Source organism: Rhizobium sp. TAL182, assembly GCF_002117725.1.
Lineage (GTDB): Bacteria > Pseudomonadota > Alphaproteobacteria > Rhizobiales > Rhizobiaceae > Rhizobium > Rhizobium esperanzae.
The window spans coordinates 252,147-277,204 of the sequence record NZ_CP021024.1; the positions used below are offsets into that span (position 1 = coordinate 252,147).

Below are 25,058 nucleotides of genomic sequence, written 5' to 3' on the forward strand. Positions count from 1 at the left end.
GCTTCAGGCCGCCTTCCTCATCCTGGGATCGATCGCCAGATAGGAGAGATCGACGATGAAATTCACCACGATGACCAAGCCCGCGAAGAACAGCACGACGTCCTGCATCACGATGACATCGCGCTGGGAGAGTGCCTGAAGGGCGAGCCTCCCGAGACCCGGCAGGTAGAAGACGTTTTCCACCAGCACCGCGCCGGCGACAAGAAAGGTGAACTGCAGCCCGATCATCGTCAGAATCGGGATCAGCGCATTCGGCACGACATGCCGCCACAGCACCGCACTGCGTGACAGTCCTTTGGCGACGGCGGTCCGGGCAAAATCCTCATGCATCGTTTCGAGCACCGCCGAACGTGCGACGCGCGTCAACACCCCCGCCTGCGGCAGCGCCAGCGCGACGGCCGGCATGACAAGCGCCTGCAACGCCGGCAGAAGACCGGCGCCCCACCCCGGAAAGCCGCCGGCCGGCATCAGTCCGAGCATCGTCGAAAAAAGGATGATCAAGAGCAGCGCCACCCAGAAGGCGGGCACGGCGATGCTGATCTGCGAAAACAGCGTTGCGATGACAGCGAAGACACCGCCGCGGCGCGAAGCGGCCAGCACACCGAGCGGCAGCGCAATCGCCACCGACAGCACGATTGCCATCAGCGCCAGCGGCAGCGTCACCGCCAGCCGCTCGACGATCAGTCCCGCAACGGGAACGCCATAGGTATAGGATTGGCCGAGATTGCCCGACACCACACCGGCCAGCCATCGCCCGTAACGCAGGATGAGCGTCTGGTCGAGACCGAGCTCGTGACGCAGCGCCGCCAGCGTCTCCGGACTTGCCGAGGTGCCGAGCATGATCGAGGCAGGGTCGCCCGGCAGGAGATCCATGACGGTGAAGATCAGCAGTGAGACGATCAGGAGGGTGACGAGGAGACCGGCTAAGCGGCGGGCGAGGAGGGCGATCATGTGGGCTGCGCTGCCGAGGTGGCACGGCGGCTCTCCCATGGGCTGACGTTGAGTTTGGCGAGAAGGTCAACCCCAGTCTCCGTCATCCTCGGCCTTGAGCCGAGGATCCATGTCGCGGCTGCTGGTGGATGCCGTGTGGATGCTCGGCTCAAGGCCGAGCATGACGGAAGGCGGGGTGGGTGGAAGGAGTCATCGAAGGCGCTGACGCCAGGAGTGCCATCCAGCGAAATCAAACCATGTCGGTCCCGGCTGAACGGGCTTAGCGAGCCAGGGAAAGGGCTGCGCGCTCTATCGGCCAAATACATCTCGGATCTGTCCAAGGCCATCCTCTTTTTCGCGTCCCCACCAGGCCCGCCGCTCACTCCTCCCAATAAACCCCCGACAGCACATTCGACGGAATCGGCTCGTTCTCCCACAGCCCCTTCAGCTTCCTGTCCCAGACGCCGAGTTTCGGCATGACGAAGAGGTAGAGCGCCGGCACGTCCTCAGCGAGAATCTTCTGCGCCTCGCCGTAAACCGCATTTTGTGCGGCAGGATCGGCGGTCTCCTGGACCTTCTTCATCAGCGCATCGAAGGCCGGGTTCCTGTAGTTGAAATAATAGGGATCGCGTGCGTAGATGTCGATGTCGAGCGGTTCGGCATGAGCGACGATCGTCATGTCGAAGTTGCGATCCTTCATGACGTCCTGGACCCATTTCGCCGGAAATTCGGTCGGCTCGATCTTCATCGTCACGCCGATTTCGGCAAACATTGCCTGCATCACCTGGGCGCTGCGCGGCGCATAGGCCATCTGCGGCGATTTGATCGTGAAGGTGAAGCCGTTGGGATAGCCGGCTTCGGCCAGCAGCGCCTTCGCCTTTTCGACATCATAGGGCAGGACGCCGGTCATGTCCTGGTAGCCCGGATCGTTCGGCGTGTAATGGCTGCCGATCGGCGTGCCGAGGCCGGACCATGCGCCGTCGATCACCGTCTGCCGGTCGATCGCCATCATCAGCGCCTGGCGGACGCGCTTGTCGTCGAAGGGCTTCTTGGCATTGTTCATGCCGGCGATGACCTTGAGTTCGGTATTACCGACCTTGGTGATGAGCCTGGCATCGCCGTCGAAGGAACTCATCAGCTCGGGCGCGGCAAATTCCGGAAAGGCATCGAGATCGCCCGATTTCAGCGCGGCCGCCTGCGCCTGCGGATCGGGAATGAAACGGAAGGTCACCTTCTCGAGCTTGGCAGACGCATCCTTGTTCCAGTAGTCGCCATTCCTGATGAGTTCGACCTTGTCGCCCTTCGTCCAGCTGACGAACTTGAAGGGACCGGTGCCGATCGGCATGACCTTGTCGTTGTCGGCCGTCTTCGGGGCGACGATGACAGATGCCGGCCAGCCCAGCCAGTAGATCAGGCTGCCGGTCGGCGCCGAGAGATGCAGCACCAGCGTTTCGGCGTCCGGCGCCTGGATCGAGGCGATCGAGGCGAAGAAGCGCTTCTGCGGATTGACCGAATCCGTCCCGCGGGCGCGGTCGAGCGCAAATTTGGCGGCGGCGGCATCGAAGGCTTCGCCGTCATGAAATTTCACGCCGGTCCGCAGCTTGAAGGTATAGATCAGGCCATCGGCCGAAATCTCCCAGCTCTTCGCCAGCTGCGGCTGGACCTTGCCGGTCTGATCGATCGCCACCAGCCCCTCGAATACATTCTGCCAGGTGACCTGGCCGATCGCGACCGGTGCGGCGATCGTCGGGTCGAGGCCCGTTGGTTCGACGCTCATGCCGAGATTGAGGGTAGTCTTGGCCGCTTCCGCCGGTGTCATTGCCGTCACTACGAGACCGGCCGATAACGCAGCAACGAGGGAAAGCCGCTTGATGAAGCGCGCCGAAGACGCAAACGAAACTTTGTTCATCATATCCCCCGGCACATGATTTGGTTCTCACCAGCTCGTCGAAAATACATCAGCGCCAGGATCTGCATTCACGTGTCTCCGCCATTCTATCAGGTTGCGACCCTATTCAATCAATGGCGTTCAGCATAGCGGTCTTGCCATGCTATTTGTCCGCCTCCGGCCGGAAGGGCGCTTGCCATATAGACGCCGCGCGCGATCGCCCGCGCCATGACGATAGTGGCGAGGTGGCAAAGCTCCATCAGGCTTGCCATGTCGTTTCTTGAATGTTTGGCCGTCGAAGCGGCAAAGACGGTATCGCCGTCGAGCGGCAGATGGGCCGGCAGCAGCGCCCGGGCAAGGCCGTCATGACCGGCAAGTGAAAGCCGATGCGCTTCCGCCTTCGTCAGCTGCGCGTCGGTGACGACCGCGCCGATCGTCGTTGCCGGCGTGGTCATCCCCTTGAGCCGCATCCGGTGATCGGTCGTCGCAGGCATGCCGAGCCCGCCGAATTCGCCATCTTTCTCGAAGGGTGCCGCCCAGAAATGCGGCCCGTCGCCGATCGTTGCCGAACCGAGCGCATTGACGGCGACGATCGCAGCGATGCGATGACCGGCGCTGCTGACGGCACTGGCCGAGCCGAGCCCGCCCTTGAAGGTGGCCGTCGTCGCCCCGGTGCCGGCGCCGGCGGTGCCGAGCGCAAATACCCCCTTCGTCGCGGCCTTCAATGCCGCATAACCCATCTCACAATAGGGGGAGTGAAGGCCCCAATCCTTGTCGCCGCCGTTCAGCAAGTCCATCAGGATCGCTTGCGGCACGATCGGTATTCGCACGGTACCCACGGCAAAGCCGCGGCCGGCTTCGCGCAAGCCGGCCTGCACGCCGCCGGCTGCATCGAGCCCGAAGGCCGAGCCGCCCGAGAGCACGAAGGCATCGACGGCACTGACAGTCATCGACGGGTCGAGCAGATCGGTGTCGCGTCCGCCCGGCGCGCCGCCGAGCACCGTGCCGGATGCGACCGCCGGCTCGTCGAAGACGATGACCGTGACGCCGGATCCCAGCGCGAGGTTGGTCGCATGGCCGACGGAAACGCCTTCGATATCGGTGAGCAGATTGAGAAGATCGGGCAAGGGCTGATCCTGGTGGCGCTGATCCGGCCGATAGGACTGCAATTGCCCGCAAAAAACAAGACCGGCCCTTTTGGCAGGACCGGTCACATCAGAAAAGCCGCGAAAGTCGCTAGCGGCCGCATGCCGTCAGGCATGAAGCGGCTTCGGATGACGGCGGGTCATCAGGTCGTGGATGGCCAGCCGCACCTCGTCGGGCGAACCGAACCGCTGCTCATCGAGGTCGTGGACATGGAATTTCACGGCGATGAACTTCAGCCGGTCTTCGTCGGGGATAACGATGCCGACGGGAACGCCAGCATATTCGATAACTTGCTTCTTCATAGATAGAACTCCTGCCGCGCGGGCATGCGCAGCCATGGCGAATTGACTTGTCTGGTACCGTTGAAAGGAGGACGAACGTCACATTCGACAGTTCGGGCGGGAGAGGGCGCCCGGACGGTCATTGCCAAGCACAGATCGCCCAAGGAGAGTGGCGAGAATTTCGATGTCTATCATGTCTCGTTCCTTTCGTTGGCGTTGCGCTCGATGGTCCCGGAAGAGCCCGGGGGCGGTGATGGCTGTCTTCAATATCTACTAACTTAGTAGAAATTACCCGACAGCCTGTCGGAAACATATTCCGAAACGTGTCAAAATATCGACGATCCGAAAAAATTCATTCCATCCTGGCCCGAACTTACAGAAGGAAACATATCAGCTCTTCGTAAAATTCGCATGACAGAATCGACACTCTTTCGATCGCCGCAGCAGAAATAGGAAGTCTGTCTGATTCCGACAATGGGCCTCGTCGGTAAAAATCGAGATGCCTCGAAATGATCGATTTGGTTAACGCCCGAAAGCATGGATCACCAGCCTTCCTGGAGCACCTTTTCCAGCATGTCTGCGAAGAAATCCGCGCTTTCGATGCTGAGGCAGAGCGGCGGCTTGATCTTCAGCACATTTTGGTGATCGCCGGTCGGCTGCATAATGATACCGAGGTCGAGAAGCCGGTCGCAGATCGCCGCCGTCTCTTCCGTCGCCGGCTCCAGCGTCGTTCTGTCGCGGACGAATTCCAGGCCGAGATAGAGACCCATGCCGTGGACGGCGCCGGCGATCGGGTGCCGGTCGATCAGCGCGGCAAGTCGCGCCTTCAGATGGTCGCCGACCGTTCGGGCATTTTCCTGCAGCTTCTCCTCGGCCATGATATCGAGCACCGTCATGCCGGCGACGCAGCTGACTGGGCTGCCGCCGGTGGAGGAGAAGAAAGGCCCTTCTTTCTCCAGCGACTGCGCAATCTCCCGTCTGGTGATGACGGCGCCGAGCGGATGGCCATTGCCCATGCCTTTGGCGATGGTGATGATATCGGGCACGACCCCCTGCTGTTCGAAGCCCCAGAAATAATGGCCGAGCCTGCCGTAACCGACCTGCACCTCGTCGGCGATGCAGAGCCCGCTGCGGGCGCGCACCTCGGCATAGATCTCCTTCAGATACCCTTCCGGCAACGGAATGCCGCCGGCATTGCCGTAGACCGATTCGCAGATGAAGCCGGCAAGGCCCTGGCCGCCGGCGTCGATCGTCTCGAGCATCGGCTTGACGGCGGCCAGATAGCTCGCCGCTGTGTCGGGTCCGCGAAACGCGCCGCGATAGGTATTCGGCGAAACGGCCGCATGCACCCAATCCGGTCGGGTGGTCAGCGCCAGCGGATTGTCGGCGATCGAAGTGGAGACGGCGTCGCTCGCCGCCGACCAGCCATGATAGGCTTCGAGCAGGCAGAGCATGTTGCGGGCGCCGCTATGGGCCCGCGCCAACCGAATCGCCAGATCGTTCGCCTCAGAGCCGCTGTTGACGAGGAAGACGGCGTCGAGGCCATCAGGCGCGAGCGCCGCGAGCCGTTCGCAAAATTCCGTAATCGCCGCGTAGTGGAAGCGTGAATTCGTATTGAGCCGCAGCCATTGGGCGCTGATTGCCGCCGCCATCCTGGGATGGCCGTGGCCGAGGATTGTGACATTGTTGACCATGTCGAGATAGGCGCGGCCCTCGACATCGAACAGGTGCTCCTTCCAGCCGCGCTCGATCTGCGGCGGCGCGGCATAATAGTTCTTCTGGGCGCTGGCGAGATGGGCCTGCCGCCTGACGAGCAGTTCAATGGTCGCCGGTCGCGGCGCATCCGCGCCCGGGCTGAGAAGGGATGAAGGCGAAGGGCAGAGCACCGACCAGGCCGGCGCCTTGCGCGGCATGGCAAAGAGCGGTGGTTCGAGGCCTGCGACGCTGCAGAGCTGGAGGCGCAGGCCGCCGAGCGACGACGCTTCACCGAAAACCGAACCGAGCGGATCGCCGGCGGCAAGCACGACGCCATCCTCGACCAAAGGGTTGAGTCCATCGAGATGCAGGGTCATGCTGTCATCCGTCAGTGTCAGATGCTGGTCCTTCCAGCCGATGCGGCCGGCAAAGGGTGCCGCGACCGCGCTTCCTGCGGCAAGGCAGATGTCGACATGCAGGGCGAAGGTCGCCTGTCCCGCGTCGTTTCCGAGCGCAGTGCGGGAAAGCCGATATTCACCATAGCGCGTCGCCGCCGTGCCGCTTTCGGTTGCAGCCCGGGCAAGCAGCCGCCAGTCCATATCGGCGCCCAGCCAGTTGCCGGCGGAAAAATGCGCACTTCGTACGCCAAGGTCGACATAGGCGATCGTGGCGGGATCGATATCTGGCAGCAAGGGCAGCCATGCTGACGCCGACGGGGCGGCGACATCTGCGCCGGCCGCCTTGAGGATCGCGGCTTCCATGAGTTCGAACGGAACCGACATCACCGTATCGAAGATCGCCCGCTCGCGGTCGAGATTGCTGCGGACGTAATCGTTATCAGGATCGATCGACATCTGCTGTTCGCTGCTGGCGACGAGGATGACCGCGCGCGCGACGATCAACGGCCAGAGCGCCTTCAGCTCGTCGTCGCTCAGGGGATAGATCGCCTGATAGGCGGTGACGGCGGGCAGGATATGAAAGGGATCGCCATTCGCCTGATGCAGCAGCGAAGCGCAGGTAACGGCAAGGTCGCCGACCAGCCAGCCGCGGATGATGTCGCCGAAATCGATCACGCCATCGGGGATCGTGTGGCCATGGGCGTCGCGATGGCCGACGACATTGTCGCCGGTGACGTCGTGATGGACGGCCTGGAGCCGAAGCGACGGCGCCAGGGGCTGGATGCGGCGAACTGCCATCACCATGGTTTTGGCGATCCGGTCACGGGCAGCACTGTCGGTGATGGCGGACAGCAGCTGTACGGCGACAGGGCCGGCGCGTCGCAAATCCCACTGCAGGCTGCGGTCGAGGCCCGGATGGTCGAAATCGGCAAGCGCCTGCGCCAGCCTCGCGCAGAGCGCGCCAAGCGCCGCGACGGACGCCGGCGCCAGATATCTCATCTCCGTCAGTCCCTGGCCTTCCAGATATTCCAGCAGCCGGACCTGATAGCCCCGCCCGCGCACGGTAAGGACGACAATTTCCCGGCCGTCATTCGTGGCGATCACCTTCGGAACGCGTGGCGCATCCTCTCGGCTCTTGAGATGATTGAGCGCGGCATTCTGCGCTTCGAGCTCGCGGACCTCGTAGGCGGCATGGCAGATCTTCAGGACGTATCGACCGCGATCGCTGTCGACGCGGTAGTTCCGATCCTGCTGGCTGCCGAGTTCGGCGAGCGTGCCGGTCAGGCTGTAATGGGCAAGAAGGATTTCTTCCGCGTCAGCAACGGTGACGTCGGGACGCGGCAGCGTCATGTGATCCACAAGCGCCTCGTCGGTCATGACACCCCTCCCGCAGCATGATTCGATTACCCATTAAGCGCGATAATCAAATACTTGCCGCTGGCAGGCAACGGGAGATTGTTGTCTGCCAGCAAAAGAGATGCGCGGCCTCGGCCGGCTCACCCCATGCGTTCGGAGGCGTAGCTTCCGGGGCTGGCCGGGAAGACGACGGTGCGGTTGCCGTTGATGAAGGTGCGGTGATGGATATGAGCGTGGATGGCGCGCGCCAGCACCTGGCTTTCGACGTCGCGGCCGATCGAGACATAGTCGTCGGGCGACTGCGCATGGGTGATGCGGGCGGTGTCCTGCTCGATGATCGGGCCTTCGTCGAGGTCGGCGGTGACGTAATGGGCGGTCGCGCCGATCAGCTTGACGCCGCGCTGATAGGCCTGCTTGTAAGGGTTGGCGCCCTTGAAGCTCGGCAGGAAGGAATGGTGGATGTTGATGATCTTGCCCGACATCTGCTTGCAGAGCTGGTCGGAGAGAACCTGCATGTAGCGGGCGAGCACGATCAGTTCGGTGCCGGTCTGATCGACGAGATCGACGAGCTGGGCTTCCGCCTGCGGTTTGTTCTCCTTCGTCACCTTGATGTGGTGGAAGGGGATGTCGTGATTGACCACGACCTTCTGGTAGTCGAAATGGTTGGAGACGACGCCGACGATATCGATCGGCAGGGCGCCGATCTTCCAGCGGTAGAGCAGGTCGTTGAGGCAATGGCCGAAGCGCGACACCATCAAGAGCACCTTCATGCGGCTCTCGCTGTCGTGGAATTCGTACTCCATCTCGAAGGGCGCGGCGACGGCAGCAAAATCGGCGCTGATCGCGGAACCGGAAAGTCCTTCCTCGGAAATGAAGCTGACGCGCATGAAGAACCTGCCGGTATCGAGGTCATCGAACTGCGAGCTGTCGATGATGTTGCAGCCCTTCTCGGCCAGATAGCTCGAAATCGCCGCAACGATGCCGCGCGTCGATTTGCAGGATACCGTCAATACATAGCTTTTCATGTCTCTCCCTCTTCCCTCTTGGAGGCCGCAGCCCGTGCTTAGATCAAAGCCCGTGCCGCGAATAGGCCGGCGCACTTTCATTTATGCGACAAATTGCAAGATAAACCATCACGTTCCTGCAAGTTCTCTCATCGCCGGATCAGCTTAAAAGAAGTTGCTCAAAACGCTGTGCCGCCAGCGCCGCACGGATGTGTATTCTCGCCTTCAGTGAATGAAATTAAAGCATGTCGCTGAAAGCTGATGAGCAATTTGCGACATCGGGAGGCGGGAAACCAAGCATGTGAAGGACGGAAAGTGGATCCGAAGGGTTAGGCCGGCGGACGGCTTGCCACGGCGATCTTCCGGCGCGGCGTGGTGATTTCATGAATGATTGCGCCGCCGATTGACGACAGCACCAGCGACAGGATCACGAAGAGCACCGGCTGCTGCAGGATGCCGAGCGGCAGGCGGTCCGAAGCCACCCTCAGGAAAGCGAGCGTGAAAGCGTGGGTGATATAGATGCTGTAGGAGCAGTCGCCGAGATAGTTCAGCCATCCCAGAACGGGCAGCCGGGAAAAGTCGATGGAAACTGCTCCGTAGATGATGAAGATCGCCGGAATTCCCCAGGCGTAGAACCGGCTCTCCGGCGGCATCAGCGCTTCGTTGATGAAGAGGAACACAAAACCCGTGGCCAGTGCCGCCCATGCCCAGCGGTTCGGAAGAAGCACCTTCTGCCCGTAAAGCCAGCCGAGCACGACGCCGGCGAGGAACTCCAGCATGATCGGTTCGCCGTAGAACCGGGTGGCCGTCGTTTCCGGCAGCACCGGGCAGGCAATCAGGATCACCGCAAAGACGGCAAACATCGCTGGAATCCGGCGGGTTTCCGAGAGCGGCAGCAGCAGCGCAAAGATGAAATAGAAGAACATCTCGTAATTCAGTGTCCAGCCCGGCACAACGACGGGGGTGATCGTGCTTGGATCGGCGGCATTGGCCCATGGCAGAAAGAGCAGCGAGGCGATGAGATGCGGAAGGTCGAACACCGTCGATTTCAACAATGACGGGGCCGCCAGCGCCACGACAGCCGAAAACAATGTTGCCAGCCAATAAAGCGGGACGATCCTCCTGATGCGGCGGCGGGCGAAATCGATGCGGCTGATCGCGCGCCCGCTCGTCGTCAGCCACATCACGAAACCGCTGAGGACGAAGAAGATGTCGACGCCGGTTTCGCCATAAAGAAAAGCCGTGGCATCGACGGCGGGATTGACCTTGGCAAGCTGCAATATCGCATGGAAATAAACAACCATCAGCGCCGCAACCGCGCGCAGATATTGAAGCTGGACAAGCATCTGATGTCTTGCTCCTCGGGCTCGCGCGGTCGCCATTTACCGTGCCGCTGCGGTCAACTCAGTACATCTACCGCACGACCCTGTCGGATGCGCGGGCTGTCGTGGAAGCGCATATATCCGACGACGAACCACAAGAGGCCGGCAATCTTCATCGAGAAAACGGCGGTCCCTCCGATCATCATATTCAGAAAAATGAAAAGAGAAAGTGAATGGGCGCAGCGCCGCTGCGCCGCCGTACGGCCGGCGGGGAAGAGGCAGACGAACAGCCAAAGAGCGACGACGCCGAAGATCGTCGCCGCGTAGATCAGATAGACATAGCCGCTGTCGGCGAACTCGGCGACCCTGTCGACCGAAAGCCCGAGCACGGCGAGAGGATCGAGCTCCATGATCTTCTTCATCGTCAGATTGATGCGGCCGGTGAAATTGTCACCGGTCGCATTCGGTTTGAGGGTATAGACGACGAAACCTGCGACGACGATCAGCGGCATCAGCGCCAGATTGAAACTCCGCGGGATCTTCGGAAAGACGAAATAGCCGACGATACAGGCAAAACAGAAGATCAGCATGGTGCGTGTATCGTTCGTCACCAGGATCAGCACCGCCGTGCTGATGAAGAGCAGCCGGTCCCAGCACCCCAATCTTTCCCACATGGAAATCAGGTAGATCGCGATCACGCCGCAAAAATTGGCAAGCGACACCTGTTCGAGGAAAATCGACGACGAGCGATGGTCGATGATGCCGAAGGAAAAGCGCTCGGGAAAGCCGAGCGCATTCTGGAAAAGGCCCGTCTTGTTGTAGCTCAGCGGCAGCAGCCCGCGCGTATTGGCGAAATAATCGGACGGATGCACGATGCTGACATAGAAAGGCACGCTGATGATCTCGAAGATCAGGAAGATCAGCACGACGAGGCTTGCCCAGCGGAAGGCCAGCTTCATCGTTCTCTCGTTGCTCCAGCCGCCGAGGCCGGTAAAGCAGAAGATGATCAGCACGTTGCGGAAATGATCGACGAACGGCATGCGGTTGAGCACGCTGACATAGACGGTCACGACAAGCGTGAACAGCAGGAACAGGAAGGCCGGCAGATCCGTCTCGTAGATCCCCTTATGGAGGATGTAGATGATGGCGCCTGCCAGAATCAGGCCTTCGCTGGCGGCGACATGCGTCATCGACAGCGGCATGATGTTGTGGTTGATGAAGGCAAGAATGCCGTTATAGAGCATCGAAAGCAGGCCGAGCCAGAGCACCGGATGGTCGATGCGCGACGTTCCCCCGGCCGCATGGAGGCGGCTGCCCGCTGCCGTGAAAGTCGCTGCCTTCCGATCGACTGTCGCCAAGGTCAATTCCCCGCAGGCTTGACAGCGGTGCAGGCGCCGGCATCCGCTTTCACCGACGCGGCGAGAAGCCGCATCTGCGGTCGCTCGGTACCCTTGCCCGGCTGAACGTTGAAAGGTTCGTCCGCCGGCCACCATTCGCCCGCCGCCCAATAGGACCAGCCGAGCCAGACATCGCTGTTGTCGGACATGGTGGCGTAGATCTTGGTCAGGCCGCTCATGCAGTCCTTATCGGCGGAGCCGCCGAATTCGCCAAGAAAACCGCGTTTATGGTTTCGCTTCAGCCAGGCGGTGACGCCGGCGATGGCCTCGACCGCGTTGGTGGCGCCTTCGCAGCTGGCATGAGTTCCCGACGAATCGACGTCGAGATATTGGTGGACCTCGTAAGCGTAGAAATCGAGCGGATCGCGCACACCGAGCATCACCGTGCCGTTGGCACCGCCGATCACATCCTCCTCCCAACTGTGAGCGCCGCTCCAGGCGGTACCCGGCACGAGGATGAGGTTGCGAGCGCCGACGGCGCGGATGGCGCGGATCGCCGCGTTGGCGGCATCGAGCCAGTCCGTCGCCTTGACGTCGTGCGGCTCGTTCATCAGGCCGAAGAGAACGCCGTCCTCATTAGCGAATTCGACCGCGAGCCTTGCCCAGAAGTCGGCGAATGCGGCGTCCGTCGCCGGCGCGGTGCCGACCTGCGCCTTATCGTAATAGCCGAAATTATGCGGGTCGAGCAGAACGGCCATGCCCTGCTTTCGGATCAGGCCGACCGTTTCCTTGATTCGCTTGAATTCGTCCTCGTCCAGCCGCCCGCCGAGCGCCGGCTGCAGCCGCTCCCAGCGGAAGGGCAGCCGAATGATCGTCATGCCCTTTTCGGCGAAATAGCGGATCGTCTGCTCGCTCGGATAGATGTAGTTCGTGCCGTAGATGGCGCCGCGCTCGCTATATTCGCCGCCGGAAAGATTGACGCCGCGATAACACGGCGCGCCGGCCGCAAAGACCGGCGACGGCATGAGGGCGGCCGCAAGCAGCAGCGCCACCAGATGTCGTGTCGTCCTCATGGCTATCCTCGCAATCACGGCAAAATCGCAACATCGACTTCGCTGCACCTATCTTAACGGTCCGTTAGCTAAGAATTTCTAAAGTCTCGGCACCTTGGCTTCAGTCTTTCACGCTGGGCGGGATGCGAGTGCGCGTATGAGTCAGTATGACAGGAACAGGGTAAGCCGGCTGCCCGGCTGGCGGAGTTACGAGCCGTCTCCGACTGCGTCGGAAGGCGTGCGCTCGCGCAGTCCCGTTGTTCGTCCGGATGATTTCGCCCGTCCCGAGCCCCAACCCGCCCCACCGCCTTTCGTGCCGCCGTCGGCACGGGTTGCAGAAATCCGTCGATCCGAGCCGCCGCCGGCCGCTGCCGTCGAGCCGCCCGCGGCCCCAGAACCGCCTGCGGCCCCAGAACCGCCTGCGGCCCCAGAACCGCCTGCGGCCAATGTGCCGCAGCAGAGCACATCCGCGCCCGCCGCCCCGCTTCTCGACCTCCGCTCCAGCATCGCGGCGATCTGGAGCCGCCGACTGGTGGTGTTTGTGCTGGCCCTTTTTGGAGCCGTCGGGGGCGGCGTGGTGGCGCCGCTGATCGGCCAGAAATTCACTGCCGTCAGCAGCCTTTATTTCGATCCGCGTCAGATCGGCCTTGCCGAGGCGGGCGCGCAATCTTCAGGCCCATCGCCGGAAATGATCTCGGCCCTGATCGACAGCCAGGTGCAGATTCTGACCTCGGGCAATGTGCTGCGCCGCGTCGTAGAGGCGATGAAGCTCGACCAGGATCCGGAATTTAACGGCGGCAGGACGGATGGCGCGGCCGTGATCGGCGCCCTGCAGAAAGCGCTTGTCATCACCCGCCAGACCGGCACCTATGTCGTTTCGCTCGCCGCGACGACGAATGACCCCGAGAAATCCGCGAAGCTTGCCAACCAGGTGGTCACCTCCTTTACCGAGGAGGAAAACAGCGCCTCGAACGGCCTCTACGAAAATACCTCCTCGACGCTGGACGGACGCCTTGCCGACCTGCGTCAGAAGGTGCTGGAGGCCGAGCAGGCGGTCGAAACCTTTCGGGCCGACAACGACATGGCCGCGACCGAAGGCAACCTGATCTCCGACCAGCGCCTCGTCTCGCTGAACACGCTCTTGGTGACGGCGCAGGAAAAGACCATCCAGGCGAAGGCCCGCGCCGATGCCGTCGCCAATCTGCGCGTCGAAGACATCGTGGCCGGCAACCAGGCGGAGGGCGGCGTCAACTCGCCGCTCGTCAGCTTGCGTCAGCAATATGCCGCCCAGGCCGCCGCCGTCGGCAGCCTCGAAAGCCAGATGGGCACGCGTCATCCGCGCCTGCAGGCGGCGCGCTCCTCGCTGCAGAGCATAGCAGGCGAAATCAGGGGCGAATTGCAGCGCCTCGCCACCTCGGCAAAGGGCGAATACGAGCAGGCCAAGGCTGCCGAGGACAGCGTCGCCAAGGAACTCGTCGTTCAGAAGGCGCTGCAGGCGACGACCTCGGACAAGCAGGTGGAGCTGAACGAATTGCAGCGCAAGGCGACGGCGGCGCGCGATATCTACGAAACGGTGCTCAAGCGCTCGAGCCAGACGAGCGAGGAGCAGAACCTCAGCCAGAGCAACATCCGCGTCATCTCTCCGGCCGAACCGCCGGTCAAGGCCGATGGTCCGGGGAAGAAGATCTTGATGGTCGCCGGCATCATCGGCGGCTTCCTCGCCGGGTTCTTCCTGGGTGCCGCCTTTGCCATCCTCGCCGGTCTCTTCGGCCACTCCGTCATCAGAGGCTATTTCAGGAAATCCCCCGCCGCGGCGGCTTGATGCGGGCCATCGGTTTTCCTACATGCGGGAGAAGCGGTTTGTCGCCGCAGGAGAATTCCCATGCGGCTGTTGATGACGCTTCTGATATCGCTCGGCGCCCTGTCCAGCCTCGCCCCGGCGTCAGCCTTCGCTGTCGACTGGACGAAATCCGTGGATTCGACTGTTCAACCCCTCTATCCCTACAAGGGCCTTCCCGGCGTCAAGGCGCAGCCGGACAAGAAGGAAGAGGAATCCTATAATTGCCGCACCGAGACCGTCCAGATCCGCCGTCGCTATGACGAAATCTTCCGCTCTGGCGGCATGCCGACGCTGATGTACGTCTGCGACCGCGACGGCTTCGTGACCATGGGCGAAAAGGTTCCGCTCCGCGGCCACTATCAGCCGGTGCGGTAAGGCCTTTTCAGGCCTGCTGCCGCAATGTCATGCTGTTACATTCGAGTCGAGGCGAGATTGACCAGCGTTGCCGCCACTCGCTCGATATCGGCCTCGCTCATGTCATGATAGCTCGGCAGGTTGATCGCCCGTCCTGGAATGCTCCAGGCGTTGAGGTTTTCCGGTCGGTCCTCGAACATCGCGAGGCTGGAGAGCGGATAGAAGAAGACGCGTGCGTCGGTATTCGCCGCATCAAAAGCCTGCTGCAGCATCTCGCGGGTGATGCCGGTCGAGGGATGGAAGACTGCTGTTGGCATCCAAGCGCCGTTGATCGTGCCGGTATATTCCGGGTTCATTGTGATGCCGGGCAGGGTCGAAAGCCGGATCATATAGGAAGCCAGAATTTCGCGCTTGCGATTGACGAGTTCATCGATACGCTCGAGCTGGGCGCAGCCGATGGCCGCCTGAATATTCGACATCTTGTATTTGAAGCCGATCGCATCCGGCCAGAATTGCTTCGTCTGGCCGCGGGCGCGTCCATGATTGCTGAGCGTCAGCACGCGCTCGTAAAGGGCGGCGTCATTGGTGACGAACATGCCGCCTTCGCCCGTCGTCAGCGTCTTGGTGCCGTGGAAAGAGAAGGTACCGAAGGCGCCCATCGAGCCGGCGCGGCGGCCGTGCCAGACGGAGCCGATCGCTTCGGCGGCGTCTTCGATGACGGGAATGCCGGTGCGTTTGCTGATCTGCAGCAGCGCATCCATGTCGCAAAGGTTGCCGTAGAGATGTGTCGCGATGATCGCCTTGGTCTTCGGCGTAATATGGCGCTCGACCTGCTCAGGATCGATGCACCACGTGTCGGCAAGCACATCGACGAAGACAGGTGTGGCACCGAGATGAACGATCGGCGAAACGGTCGCGACCCAGTTCGTATCGGCAAGGATCACTTCGTCGCCGGCGCCGACGCCGAGCGCTGCAAGCCCCATATGCATGGCGCCGGTGCAGCTCGACGTGGCGATTGCAAAGCCGCTGCCGAGATAGGTTTTGAAGTCGTCCTCGAAGCGGTTGAGATAATCGTAGCAGCGCGCGCCCCAGCCGGTGGCGGCGGCATCCGCCGCGTAGTCCGTTTCGAGCTGGGTGATGGATGGCTTGGTGTAGAAGATCCTGTTGCTCATGCCGCTGCTTCTTCTGAGTGAAATGGAGATCGGATAAACTTGGCGCCTGAAACTCGTCCCGGGGCTCACGTGACTTGAGGCTTACATGATCACATGCCGGGCGAGGTCGTGTTCGTGCAGGACGATGCCAGGCAGGTAGCCGAGCGAGACAAAATAGTCTCGGTCGCTGCCGTCGGCGACGAAGACCGCCGTCGTCTCGATCGGATCGGCACCGATTTCCGTCGTCACTTTCACGCGCGGCTTGAGGCCGAGTTCGCGCATCAGTGCCTCTAGAGCGGGCGTTTCCGTGAAACCGGCGAGCAGCAGTGCGTTGACGCCGATCGCGCCGTTCACTTCACCGACGAGTGTCTGGATCACGACCATCAGCGGCAGGCGGTCGCGGAAGGGCCGGATCTCGGGGTGATCGATAATGCCGCCCCAGACGATCCGGACGTAGAGTTCATATGCTTTGAGGAAGTTCTTGCGCATCGCCCAGAAGCGGAAGGCGACAGCCATGCGGTTGAGCGTGAAGATCTTGCACTTTTCTTCATATTGAAGCCGCGTCTCCGCCGTGAGGTGGATCGCGCCACGCTTGGCTCCGGTAAAGAGGAAATATTCGAGGCCCGCGCGGTAGCGGTCCCAGCTCGTCATCACCTCGTCGGTGCCCGCTTGCGGCCGGTCGCGTTCGATCACCGTGTTGGAGACCGAGCGGTAGAATGGCCGCTTGAGGAAGCTGACGGCGCCCTGGTCGAGGAAATGGGCGAGGAACGAGAACGGGTAGAAACAGAATTCCCGGGGAACCCAGGCCGAGCGAAGTGCGGAGGCGCGGTAGACCGCGATCTCGGGAAAGATGTGGCGTTCGTAGATGAACTGGAAGACTTCGGTGAAACCGCCCCGCTGAAACTTCACGTCGGATTCAAGATTGAAGAACTGCCCGAGATCGGTCTTGTTGACCTCGTCATAAAGGAACCATGGCGCCTGAACGGCGGTCACGTCCGGGTTCCGGTCGAGATATTCGACGGTTTCGGCCACGGCGTCGGGGATCAGTATGTCGTCGTCGGCGAGATAGATGAGATATTCGCCCTTGCCGAGGCGGAAGGCGCTGGCAAAGTTCGGTCCGCCGCCGGCATTCTCGTCACGGCGGAAGTAGCGGATCGGCAGACGGCGGGCGATGAATTCCTCGACCACCTGCTGTGTGCCGTCGGTGGAGGCGTTGTCGCAGATGACGATCTCGAAGGGGAAATCGAACTTGTAGTCGTTTTCGCAATAGGTCAGGCAATGGCGAAGGAAAGGTTCGCGATTATAGGTCGGAATGCAGATGCTGAGTTTGATGCCGCTCAAGTGAGTGTCCCCCTGACATAGCTTTCGAGCGCGGCGTCGCGCTCACTGATGATGACTGGCGCGAATGGCCAGGCGATGCCGAATTCAGGGTCGTCGTACCGCACACCCCTCGCGAGTTCGGCAACGTAGACTTCGGACATCTGGTAAAAGAGTTCGCAATTGTCCTCGAGAGTGAGGAACCCGTGGGCGCAGCCCGCCGGAATGTAGAAGGCGTTGCGCTTTTCGCCGTCGAGTTCGACCGCGGCCCATTTGAGGTAGGTCTCGGATGCCGGACGAAGGTCGAGCGCCACGTCGAAGACCCGACCGCGTATTGCCCTGACGAGCTTTGACTCCGGTTTCGGATCGGCCTGGTAGTGCATACCGCGCAGCGTTCCGCGCTTGTGATTCTGCGAGACGTTGCACTGCGGATAGACCGAGGCGAGCCGGTGGGCGGCAAAGCTTTCCGCACAGAAGGTTCGCGCAAACACCCCGCGGTTGTCGGCGCGTTCCTCGACGTCGACGACGAAGGCTCCTGCAACCGCGGTTGGCGAAAACCTCATCCGAGCACCGTCAATTCAGGCACGGCGACGGCAAAACGTCCGCCCCAGGCGGCGACCTTTCTGTTGCCGGAAACCACCTCATTCTTGATGTTCCAGGGCAGGATCAGCACGTAGTCGGGCCGGGTTTCTTCCATCTTCTCCGGCGCATAGATCGGCAGCTTGCTGCCCGGCAGGTAGTGGCCCTGCTTGTGCGGATTGCGATCGACGACATAGTCGATGAGGTCGGTGCCGACGCCACAGAAGTTCAAAAGCGTATTGCCCTTGGCGGCCGCGCCATAGGCGGCCACACTCTTGCCGTTCCGCTTGGCTTCGTTGAGGAAGGCGAGCAGGCCTTGCTTGATTGGCGCGACACGGCTCTGGAAGGCTTCGTAGGTTTCGGTCCTGTTGAAGCCGGCGGCCTTTTCGTCGGCCCGTACCTTGGTAAGGGCAGGACCGGTGGCGTGGGCGGTCGAGGTCGTGCGGCAGGCGAGGATGCGCAGGCTGCCGCCATGAGTCGGCAGTTCCTCGACGTCGAAGACCTTCAGGCCGTGGGCGGCAAAGACCTTTTCGACGGCGAGCAGAGAAAGATAATAGAAATGCTCGTGGTACACGGTGTCGAACTGGATGCTCTCCATCAGCCGCAGCAGATGCGGAAATTCGACGCTGACGACGCCGTCGGGCTTCAGCACGGCCGAAAGCCCGCCGACGAAGTCGTTGATGTCAGGCACATGGGCAAGCACATTATTGCCGATGACGATATCAGCGGCATGCCCGCGCGAAACGAGATCGGCGGCCGTCGCCTTGCCGAAGAAGCGCGCCTCCGTCGGCACGCCGATGGCGCGGGCGACTTCGGCTACGTTTTCGGCCGGTTCGATGCCGAGCACCGGCACGGCGGCCTCGACAAAATGCTTCAGGAGATAACCGTCATTGCTCGCCACCTCGATGACCTGCGAGGTCGGACCGAGGCCGAAGCGCTCCCGCACCATGATGGTGAACCGGCGCGCATGCTCCACCCAGCTGTCGCTGTAAGAGGAAAAATAGGCGTAGTGGCTGAAGATATCTTCCGGCGGAACAAAGGCATCGGCCTGCACCAGCCAGCATTCGGAGCAGACGAAGGCGCGCAGCGGATAGGACGGTTCCGGCTGGTTGAGCTGCTCTTCCGTCAGGTAGGCATTGGCGAGCGGCGTCGAGCCGAGATCGACGAAACGATGCTTCAACGGAGCGTCGCAAAACCGGCAATTATGCGCTGTCATGATACTGCTTCCTCATATGCCGCGATCTGGCCGAGCGAGAAGGCGCGCATGTCTTCGCCTTCGCGGTTGGCCTTGTACCAGGCGGCAGTCCAGTCGATGGTCTGTTGCAGGCTGAGGCGCGGGCGCCAGCCGATGGTGTCGAACGCAAGGGCCGAACTCAGCGTCAGCGCCGGCGCTTCAGGCAGATGTTCGCCCGGCGCAAGCCGCCATACATTTTCGACGTCATGCGCGCGCCCGAGCGCTTCTGCGAGTTCGGAAACCGTGGCGAAGCTTTCCGGATTCGGACCGAAATTCAGCGCGTCCGGCAGATTCTTGCCGCGCTCCTCCGTCAGCACCTCGGCGAAGCCGAGATAGCCGCCGAGCGGCTCCAGCACATGCTGCCAGGGGCGAATCGCCTCGGGATAACGCAGCATGATCGGCTCGCCGCCCTCGAAGGCCCGGATGAAGTCCGGAATCAACCGGTCCCTGGACCAGTCGCCGCCGCCGATGACATTGCCGGCGCGCACGGTCGCGAGTCTGAGATCGCGTGCCTTGAAGAAACTATCGCGATAGCTCTGGCAGACGAGTTCTGTGCAGGCCTTGGAGTTGCTATAGGGATCCTTGCCGCCGAGCGTATCTGTTTCGACGAACGGTATGCCGCTGCCGTTATTGGCGTAGACTTTGTCCGAAGTGATGACCAGCACCGTCTTGACGGATGGCGTATGCCGGATCGCGTCAAGGATATTTGCCGTTCCCATCACGTTGGTCGAGAAGGTTTCGGCCGGGTTCTCATAGGAGCGCCGCACCAGCGCCTGCGCAGCCATATGAATGACGATCTCCGGCTCGAAGCCCTTGAAGATGGCGAGAAGTGCCGCGGCATCGCGGATATCGACGATATGGTGGCGGCGATCGTCCCAGGGGGCGAGCTTCCGATAGAGCGACGGTCCGGTCTCGGGCGCCAGAGACACCGCAGTCACCGCGGCGCCGAGCCGTTCCAGCCACAGGGAGAGCCAGGATCCCTTGAAGCCAGTATGTCCGGTCAGAAAGACCCGCCGTCCTTTCCAGAAGTTGGTCAGGCCCATAGCTTCCACGGCGCCTTTCCGGTGTTCCAGAGTTCTTCCAGATGGTTGCGCTCTCGAAGCGTATCCATCGGCTGCCAGAAGCCGTCATGTTTGAAGGCGGCGAGTTGGTTGTTGGCGGCGAGCCATTCCAGCGGCCCTGCTTCCCAAATCGTGTCATCGCTCGGAATGAGATCGACCACGGAGGGGTCGAGCACGAAAAATCCGCCATTGATACGCTGGCCGTCGCCTTTCGGTTTCTCCACGAAGGAGGTGATGAACTTTCCTTCGATGTTTGTGGCGCCGTAGCGGCCGGGAGGGGAGACTGCGCACATCGTCGCCTTTAAGCCGTGGCTGCGATGGAAGGCGACTTCAGAGGCGATGTCGATGTCGCCGACGCCGTCGCCATAGGTCATGCAGAAGGGTTCGCCGGGGTTGAGATAGTCGCGTACGCGGCCGATACGGCCACCGGTCATCGAATGCACGCCGGTATCGACGACGGTGACGCGCCAGTTCGGGCGCTTGCCGCCGTGATAATCGATGCTGTTGGAGGCGAGATCGACGGTGACGTCGCTGTGATGGAGAACAAGGTTTACGAAGTATTCCTTGATCATGTAGCCCTTGTAGCCGGCGCAGATGATGAAATCATTGAGCCCGTGATGGGCATAGATGTTCATGATGTGCCAGAGGATCGGCATGCCGCCGACTTCGACCAGAGGCTTGGGGCGGATACTGGTTTCCTCGGCAAGACGAGAGCCAAGGCCACCGGCGAGAATTACGACTTTCATCCCAAGCGAACTCCAGAGTATCTAATCAAGTCCGCCCGCCCGTCCTGCGACGCGCCGGGCTTTCAACAGGCGGAAAAGCCCGCATTTCATCCTGTTCCGGTATCCGATTTCGTTCTTGTGCGAGGCTTACCGTAGTGCCTGGGGATCGCATCAGGCGCCGCTTCGGACGACCTCGACGCGATAGCAGTATGAATTGTCGTCGCTGTTTCCGCCTTTTGGTCCCATGTCCCAGCGAGCCTCGCCATTCGTCACGGACTTGTTGAGCGGATATTTGTCCCAGAGGCCAAAGCCCATCGCCCGGTTAAGCATGATCGCTGCCGCATTTGTCGTCAGCACATATCCATAGACCGTTTTGACATTGGTCTTTTCGAACAGCCAGTCGATCAGGGCGCGGCCGGCGGCCTGGAGCAATTTCGGATGGCCGCCGCGCTCGCCGCGCATGGCGTTGTCGAGCAGCACGTCCTTCTCCGTCAGGTCCTTGAAGCCGAAATGGCCGATCAGCTGGTCGGACGAATAGATCAGGAACATCAGCTGCGTCGGGTTCTTGAAGACGACATTGGCAAGCCAGCTTCTCGTCCGCTCGATGGTCGCGGTGAAATGCGTCAGGAAGAAATTCATATTGGCGTTACGCCAGTCGGTCAGCTTACCGAGGATGACTTCGTCGTCGAGATGGCTGACAGTCAATGGAACGAGTCTTCCGATCGGAGTGCCGCTCTCGTCGACGAGATCGATGACCGCCGAAATTTTCTCCTGCACGATATCGTGGATATATTGCTGTATCGGGGTCATCGGCTGACTTTCCAGTTACTCGAAATGTTCCGGAAGGATGATCTCGTCGGCATCGATGTCGACTTTCAGCCGCTTGCCGACGACGATACCGATTTCGGTCGGCGCAATGCCCGTCCCCGGCCGCTTCGCATCGAGATCGTCTGCTCCGATGACGCTGCCCGCCTTCAAGGCGCGTGCAGTGATGATGCTCCGCCGCATCTTCGCTATCTGGTCTCGCTCGGAAGGATCGAGGATCCGTCCCGTGCCGCCGAGCGCCGTATGCACCTTATGGCAGGCTGAGATCATCGCCTTCATTTCCTCGGGCTCCGTCGCCATCTGGTTGTCCATGCCGATGCGCGAGCTGTCGAGCGTGAAGTGTTTTTCGATGACGCATGCGCCGAGCGCGATCGACGCGGCCGGAATCTCGATACCCGTGCTGTGGTCGGAATATCCGATCGGATAGGCCGGGAATTCGCTGCGCAGGCCGAGGATATTCTGAAGGCGGATGGTCTCCGGCGGCGCCGGATAGACCGAGGTGCAGTGCAGGATGATGATCTGCCGATTGCCGGTCTCTTCGATGGCCTCGACTGCGCGGATGATTTCCTCCAGCGAACCCATGCCGGTCGAGAGCACCAGCGGAGCACCGAGACTGCCGAGACGGCGGAGATAAGGCAGATTGTTCAGCTCCATCGAGGCGATTTTGATGAAGGGAACCTCGCAGACCTTCACCAGGAACTCGGCTTCGTAACGCGAATAGGGCGTTGAGGCGAAGTCGATGCCAATCTCCCGGCAGTAGGCCGCGAGCTCTTCAAGCTTCGCATCCGCAAGTGAGAACTTGTTGACGATGCGCTTCGCGATCGCGTTCTCGCGGTAATAACCGGCGGAATAAAGAGACTCCGTGCTCCACGATTGAAATTTCACGCAATCGCAGCCGGCCTCTTTCGCCTGAGCGATCATGGTTCGCGCCGTGGCCATCTCGCCGAAATGGCTCGTATTCAGCTCGGCGATGAGGTAGGGCGCGAGATAATCACCGATCAGCCGGCCGTTGCGAAGTGTGACAGTTGCCATGATGAGTTTGCCTATTGGTCGATGGGCTCGATGACCATTTCCGAAAGGAAAAGATCGCGGTCGAGGAAGGGGGCCTGATCTTCGAGTGGACGGCGTACGAAACGCCGGTCGATCGCGCTACGTGTCTGCCCCAGCTCGATATATTCCTGATCCTCGCGGCCCATGATCTCGCAGAGAACCGGTCCATCCCGGCTGAGAAGATCCTCAAGACCGCTCCGCAGCTGATCCGGGGCGTCGATCCTGATGTAATCGAGCTCGAAGCAGGCGGCGACTTTGGAGAAATCGGGCGCGCTCACGCCGTTGGCGGGATCGACACCGATCACGCGCTTCCGGAACAGCTCCTGCTGGCGTCTGCGGATGATCGAATAGACGTTGTTGTTGATGACGATGACCTTGACCGGCAGGTTGCGGTAGCGGATCGTCTCGAATTCCTGCAGGTTCATCATGATCGAACCGTCACCGATGACGGCGATGACAGGCTGCGGCTTTGCATAATAGGCGCCGATCGCCGCCGGCAGGGCAAAGCCCATCGCCCCTTGCATGGCCGGATGAACAGCGGTCATGCCGTCGGAAAACTGGATGTTGGTCGGCAGGATCACCTCGTTCAATCCGGAATCGGTGACCAGTGTCGAGGACGGCGGCATCAGCTCGGTCAGGCATTCGGCCAATTCATAGAGGTCGACCCGCTCCGCGTGCCTGAAGTCGGGCTCGGGGCCTGAGAAGATTGCCTTCCAGTGCTGACACTTGGCCATCCAGGCGGCATTCGCCGGCTCGCAGTCGGCTGCATTGATCCGTTCGAGGAAGTTGGCTAGCTCCGCATGCACGAATCGGTCGATTTGCACGGTTTCCTTGCTGTGCTCGACCTGATCGATATCGACGACCACGATCTTTGCCGCCCGGGCGAATTTGCAGAAGTCCGGTCCCGTCGTCAGCGAGGTCAGCCGGCAGCCGAGGACGAGCAGCAGATCGGCATTCTGCACCGCGAAATTTCCGGCGCGCGAACACCCCATCGAACCGACGGAGCCGATTGACCTGGCATTGGCGCTGCCATAGGCGTCCGGAGCCGAGGCGGCGAAGGTCACCGGGACGTTCCAGCGCTCCACGAACTGCCGAAAAGCGTCCGCCGCACCGCTGGAACGCAGGCCATTGCCGATCAGCACGACGGGGCGTTTGGCCGCCGACAACGCCGCGACGACAGCATCCATATCTTGCTGCGTTGCTATGGGCAGCACCGGCGCCTGACTTGCCCGCGCGATCGTTTCGGGATCGATCTGGGCGCTCTGCAAGTCCAGCGGCACATCGATCCAGACAGGGCCTTTCCGGCCGGTATTAGCGAGCGTCAGCGCCGTGTCCATGGCTTCGACGATCTCTTCGGCCGAGGTGATCATTTTCGCATATTTGGTAATCGGTTGAACGATCGAGATGATGTCGGCTTCCTGCTGGCCGTAGGTGCGCAGCGGAATGCCGGTATAGCGGCTGGTTTCTTTCAGCGTATTCTGGCCGGAGATGAAAATGCAGGGAATGCCGTCCTGCCAGGCCGACAGCACGCCCGTGATCGTGTTGGTCGAGGCGCAGCCGGTGGAGACGAGGCACGCGCCCAGTCCGCCGGTCTGATGGGCGTAGGCGGCAGCCGCGAAAGAAGCCGACTGTTCGTGATGGACCGATATGCCCTGCAGCTCAGCATGTTTGGCCAGCGCGTCGGTCAGGAACAAGGCGCCACGTCCGGTGACCAGGAATACGTGTCCGATCCCGGCCTCAGCGAGACGCTGCATTATATAGTCGGCAACTCTCATCGATCGTCTATCTCATGGGGTTTTCGGCTTGAAGCGATCCAGGATGTCGGGCACGGCCACGATGAAATCGCCGCTGCAGGCAGGTTCGCCTCTCACCGCGCTGCTGACCGAGCCGATTGCAATTCCGCGCTTGAAGGAGACGAGGACTGCATCGATCTCCAAGACGTCGCCCGGAACGATCTTGCGCTTGAACTTCACATTGTTGAGCGAAACGAAATTGGTCTTCATGCCCTTGTATTCCTCCATACAGAGGAAGGTCATGATGAAGGTCTGCGTCAGCGATTCGATCTGGATGAAACCCGGCACATTCGGCTCATCATCGAAATGGCCGGGGAAGAACCATTCATTATAGGTAAAGCACTTCACCGCCGAGGCGCTCCTGCCGGGATCGACCGCTGTGACGCGATCGATCAGCAGAACAGGATAGCGATTTCTCTGATGGCTGATAATGCCGTTGATATCGAAAGCGACGGCGTTCGTTGCGTCGCTCATGCGGCCTTCTCGATGCTCACATTGTACTTTGCCAGGATCTCCTGTCCGGCTTCGTAGCTGGAGAATTCGATGATGTCGTCGATGTCCATTTCGATACCGAAGGCTTCCTCCAGCGCGGCCATGAGCGCCATATGCCCGACGCTGTCCCAGGCCGCGGCTTCCTGATATTTCAGGTTAGGCAGGTCCTTGGCGTCCAGCATGAAGGTTTCCGCAAAAGCGGCCTGATATTTCTCACGGTTGCTCATA

General features: G+C 61.2%; 22 protein-coding genes. 2 read left to right on the plus strand and 20 right to left on the minus strand.

What is annotated here, in order from left to right; genetic code table 11:
• Positions 1 to 3: 3 nt before the first annotated feature.
• From Tal182_RS01260 to Tal182_RS01300, 9 genes are all read right to left on the minus strand, one after another.
• Positions 4 to 951 carry an ABC transporter permease gene (locus Tal182_RS01260; protein WP_085857816.1) on the minus strand — a complete coding sequence of 316 codons (948 nt, stop codon included), beginning with the start codon at positions 949 to 951 and terminating at the stop codon, positions 4 to 6.
• Positions 952 to 1,309: 358 nt separating this feature from the next.
• Positions 1,310 to 2,839 carry an ABC transporter substrate-binding protein gene (locus Tal182_RS01265; protein WP_170965928.1) on the minus strand — a complete coding sequence of 510 codons (1,530 nt, stop codon included), beginning with the start codon at positions 2,837 to 2,839 and terminating at the stop codon, positions 1,310 to 1,312.
• A 110-nt stretch (positions 2,840 to 2,949) separates the two neighbouring features.
• The gene (locus Tal182_RS01270) at positions 2,950 to 3,945 is read right to left on the minus strand and encodes a P1 family peptidase (RefSeq protein WP_085860765.1); all 996 of its coding nucleotides are present in this window, start codon (positions 3,943 to 3,945) and stop codon (positions 2,950 to 2,952) included.
• Between the two features lie 126 nt (positions 3,946 to 4,071).
• Positions 4,072 to 4,266: a hypothetical protein gene (locus Tal182_RS01275; RefSeq protein ID WP_003544544.1), complete on the minus strand. Its 195-nt coding sequence runs from the start codon at positions 4,264 to 4,266 to the stop codon at positions 4,072 to 4,074.
• 521 nt (positions 4,267 to 4,787) lie between these two features.
• Positions 4,788 to 7,715, minus strand: a complete 2,928-nt coding sequence (locus Tal182_RS01280) for an aminotransferase (RefSeq protein ID WP_085857818.1) — start codon at positions 7,713 to 7,715, stop codon at positions 4,788 to 4,790.
• A gap of 119 nt (positions 7,716 to 7,834) precedes the next feature.
• Entirely contained in the window at positions 7,835 to 8,719 is an 885-nt protein-coding gene (purU, locus tag Tal182_RS01285; protein WP_085857819.1) for a formyltetrahydrofolate deformylase, read from the minus strand.
• 308 nt (positions 8,720 to 9,027) lie between these two features.
• Entirely contained in the window at positions 9,028 to 10,044 is a 1,017-nt protein-coding gene (locus tag Tal182_RS01290; protein WP_085857820.1) for an acyltransferase, read from the minus strand.
• Positions 10,045 to 10,097: 53 nt separating this feature from the next.
• Entirely contained in the window at positions 10,098 to 11,378 is a 1,281-nt protein-coding gene (locus Tal182_RS01295) for a hypothetical protein (RefSeq protein ID WP_085857821.1), read from the minus strand.
• Between the two features lie 2 nt (positions 11,379 to 11,380).
• Entirely contained in the window at positions 11,381 to 12,430 is a 1,050-nt protein-coding gene (locus Tal182_RS01300; RefSeq protein ID WP_085857822.1) for a glycoside hydrolase family 5 protein, read from the minus strand.
• Between the two features lie 136 nt (positions 12,431 to 12,566).
• Here Tal182_RS01300 and Tal182_RS01305 point away from each other — a divergent pair, with 136 nt between their 5' ends.
• Entirely contained in the window at positions 12,567 to 14,231 is a 1,665-nt protein-coding gene (locus tag Tal182_RS01305) for a GumC family protein (RefSeq protein WP_085857823.1), read from the plus strand.
• A 60-nt stretch (positions 14,232 to 14,291) separates the two neighbouring features.
• On the plus strand, positions 14,292 to 14,624 hold the full coding sequence (locus Tal182_RS01310; RefSeq protein WP_085857824.1) for a hypothetical protein: 333 nt from the start codon (positions 14,292 to 14,294) through the stop codon (positions 14,622 to 14,624).
• Positions 14,625 to 14,659: 35 nt separating this feature from the next.
• Here the strand turns inward: Tal182_RS01310 and Tal182_RS01315 are convergent, their stop codons facing one another.
• The 11 genes from Tal182_RS01315 to Tal182_RS01365 form a co-directional block, all read right to left on the minus strand.
• A complete protein-coding gene (locus tag Tal182_RS01315; RefSeq protein ID WP_085857825.1) occupies positions 14,660 to 15,775 on the minus strand; it encodes a DegT/DnrJ/EryC1/StrS family aminotransferase in 1,116 nt (371 codons plus the stop codon).
• 81 nt (positions 15,776 to 15,856) lie between these two features.
• A complete protein-coding gene (locus tag Tal182_RS01320; protein WP_085857826.1) occupies positions 15,857 to 17,095 on the minus strand; it encodes a glycosyltransferase family 2 protein in 1,239 nt (412 codons plus the stop codon).
• A complete protein-coding gene (locus tag Tal182_RS01325; RefSeq protein ID WP_064800314.1) occupies positions 17,092 to 17,634 on the minus strand; it encodes a dTDP-4-dehydrorhamnose 3,5-epimerase family protein in 543 nt (180 codons plus the stop codon). The genes Tal182_RS01320 and Tal182_RS01325 overlap by 4 nt, the downstream gene beginning before the upstream one ends.
• Entirely contained in the window at positions 17,631 to 18,866 is a 1,236-nt protein-coding gene (locus tag Tal182_RS01330) for a class I SAM-dependent methyltransferase (protein ID WP_064800315.1), read from the minus strand. The genes Tal182_RS01325 and Tal182_RS01330 overlap by 4 nt, the downstream gene beginning before the upstream one ends.
• Positions 18,863 to 19,927: a CDP-glucose 4,6-dehydratase gene (gene rfbG, locus Tal182_RS01335; protein ID WP_085857827.1), complete on the minus strand. Its 1,065-nt coding sequence runs from the start codon at positions 19,925 to 19,927 to the stop codon at positions 18,863 to 18,865. The genes Tal182_RS01330 and rfbG overlap by 4 nt, the downstream gene beginning before the upstream one ends.
• Positions 19,918 to 20,691 (minus strand): glucose-1-phosphate cytidylyltransferase, encoded by a 774-nt coding sequence (rfbF, locus tag Tal182_RS01340; RefSeq protein ID WP_064800317.1) that lies wholly within the window; start codon positions 20,689 to 20,691, stop codon positions 19,918 to 19,920. Before rfbF ends, rfbG begins: the two co-directional genes overlap by 10 nt.
• 150 nt (positions 20,692 to 20,841) lie before the next feature.
• The gene (locus Tal182_RS01345) at positions 20,842 to 21,480 is read right to left on the minus strand and encodes a GNAT family N-acetyltransferase (protein ID WP_064800318.1); all 639 of its coding nucleotides are present in this window, start codon (positions 21,478 to 21,480) and stop codon (positions 20,842 to 20,844) included.
• A 15-nt stretch (positions 21,481 to 21,495) separates the two neighbouring features.
• Positions 21,496 to 22,527 carry an N-acetylneuraminate synthase family protein gene (locus tag Tal182_RS01350; RefSeq protein ID WP_085857828.1) on the minus strand — a complete coding sequence of 344 codons (1,032 nt, stop codon included), beginning with the start codon at positions 22,525 to 22,527 and terminating at the stop codon, positions 21,496 to 21,498.
• Between the two features lie 11 nt (positions 22,528 to 22,538).
• On the minus strand, positions 22,539 to 24,299 hold the full coding sequence (locus Tal182_RS01355) for a thiamine pyrophosphate-binding protein (RefSeq protein ID WP_206426543.1): 1,761 nt from the start codon (positions 24,297 to 24,299) through the stop codon (positions 22,539 to 22,541).
• Between the two features lie 33 nt (positions 24,300 to 24,332).
• A complete protein-coding gene (locus Tal182_RS01360; protein WP_064800321.1) occupies positions 24,333 to 24,812 on the minus strand; it encodes a 3-hydroxyacyl-ACP dehydratase FabZ family protein in 480 nt (159 codons plus the stop codon).
• Positions 24,809 to 25,057, minus strand: a complete 249-nt coding sequence (locus Tal182_RS01365; RefSeq protein ID WP_064800322.1) for an acyl carrier protein — start codon at positions 25,055 to 25,057, stop codon at positions 24,809 to 24,811. Before Tal182_RS01365 ends, Tal182_RS01360 begins: the two co-directional genes overlap by 4 nt.
• Position 25,058: the final 1 nt, after the last annotated feature.

Bases quoted from the DNA above. Each gene is read 5' to 3' on its own strand.
- Tal182_RS01315 (WP_085857825.1), bottom strand. From the start codon at position 15,775: ATGAGCAACAGGATCTTCTACACCAAGCCATCCATCACCCAGCTCGAA.
- Tal182_RS01310 (WP_085857824.1), top strand. From the start codon at position 14,292: ATGCGGCTGTTGATGACGCTTCTGATATCGCTCGGCGCCCTGTCCAGC.
- rfbG (WP_085857827.1), bottom strand. From the start codon at position 19,927: ATGGGCCTGACCAACTTCTGGAAAGGACGGCGGGTCTTTCTGACCGGA.
- Tal182_RS01290 (WP_085857820.1), bottom strand. From the start codon at position 10,044: ATGCTTGTCCAGCTTCAATATCTGCGCGCGGTTGCGGCGCTGATGGTT.
- Tal182_RS01330 (WP_064800315.1), bottom strand. From the start codon at position 18,866: ATGACAGCGCATAATTGCCGGTTTTGCGACGCTCCGTTGAAGCATCGT.
- Tal182_RS01325 (WP_064800314.1), bottom strand. From the start codon at position 17,634: ATGAGGTTTTCGCCAACCGCGGTTGCAGGAGCCTTCGTCGTCGACGTC.
- Tal182_RS01355 (WP_206426543.1), bottom strand. From the start codon at position 24,299: ATGCAGCGTCTCGCTGAGGCCGGGATCGGACACGTATTCCTGGTCACC.
- Tal182_RS01260 (WP_085857816.1), bottom strand. From the start codon at position 951: ATGATCGCCCTCCTCGCCCGCCGCTTAGCCGGTCTCCTCGTCACCCTC.
- Tal182_RS01275 (WP_003544544.1), bottom strand. From the start codon at position 4,266: ATGAAGAAGCAAGTTATCGAATATGCTGGCGTTCCCGTCGGCATCGTT.
- Tal182_RS01305 (WP_085857823.1), top strand. From the start codon at position 12,567: ATGAGTCAGTATGACAGGAACAGGGTAAGCCGGCTGCCCGGCTGGCGG.
- Tal182_RS01280 (WP_085857818.1), bottom strand. From the start codon at position 7,715: ATGACCGACGAGGCGCTTGTGGATCACATGACGCTGCCGCGTCCCGAC.
- Tal182_RS01300 (WP_085857822.1), bottom strand. From the start codon at position 12,430: ATGAGGACGACACGACATCTGGTGGCGCTGCTGCTTGCGGCCGCCCTC.
- Tal182_RS01265 (WP_170965928.1), bottom strand. From the start codon at position 2,839: ATGAACAAAGTTTCGTTTGCGTCTTCGGCGCGCTTCATCAAGCGGCTT.
- Tal182_RS01365 (WP_064800322.1), bottom strand. From the start codon at position 25,057: ATGAGCAACCGTGAGAAATATCAGGCCGCTTTTGCGGAAACCTTCATG.
- Tal182_RS01350 (WP_085857828.1), bottom strand. From the start codon at position 22,527: ATGGCAACTGTCACACTTCGCAACGGCCGGCTGATCGGTGATTATCTC.
- Tal182_RS01345 (WP_064800318.1), bottom strand. From the start codon at position 21,480: ATGACCCCGATACAGCAATATATCCACGATATCGTGCAGGAGAAAATT.
- purU (WP_085857819.1), bottom strand. From the start codon at position 8,719: ATGAAAAGCTATGTATTGACGGTATCCTGCAAATCGACGCGCGGCATC.
- rfbF (WP_064800317.1), bottom strand. From the start codon at position 20,691: ATGAAAGTCGTAATTCTCGCCGGTGGCCTTGGCTCTCGTCTTGCCGAG.
- Tal182_RS01360 (WP_064800321.1), bottom strand. From the start codon at position 24,812: ATGAGCGACGCAACGAACGCCGTCGCTTTCGATATCAACGGCATTATC.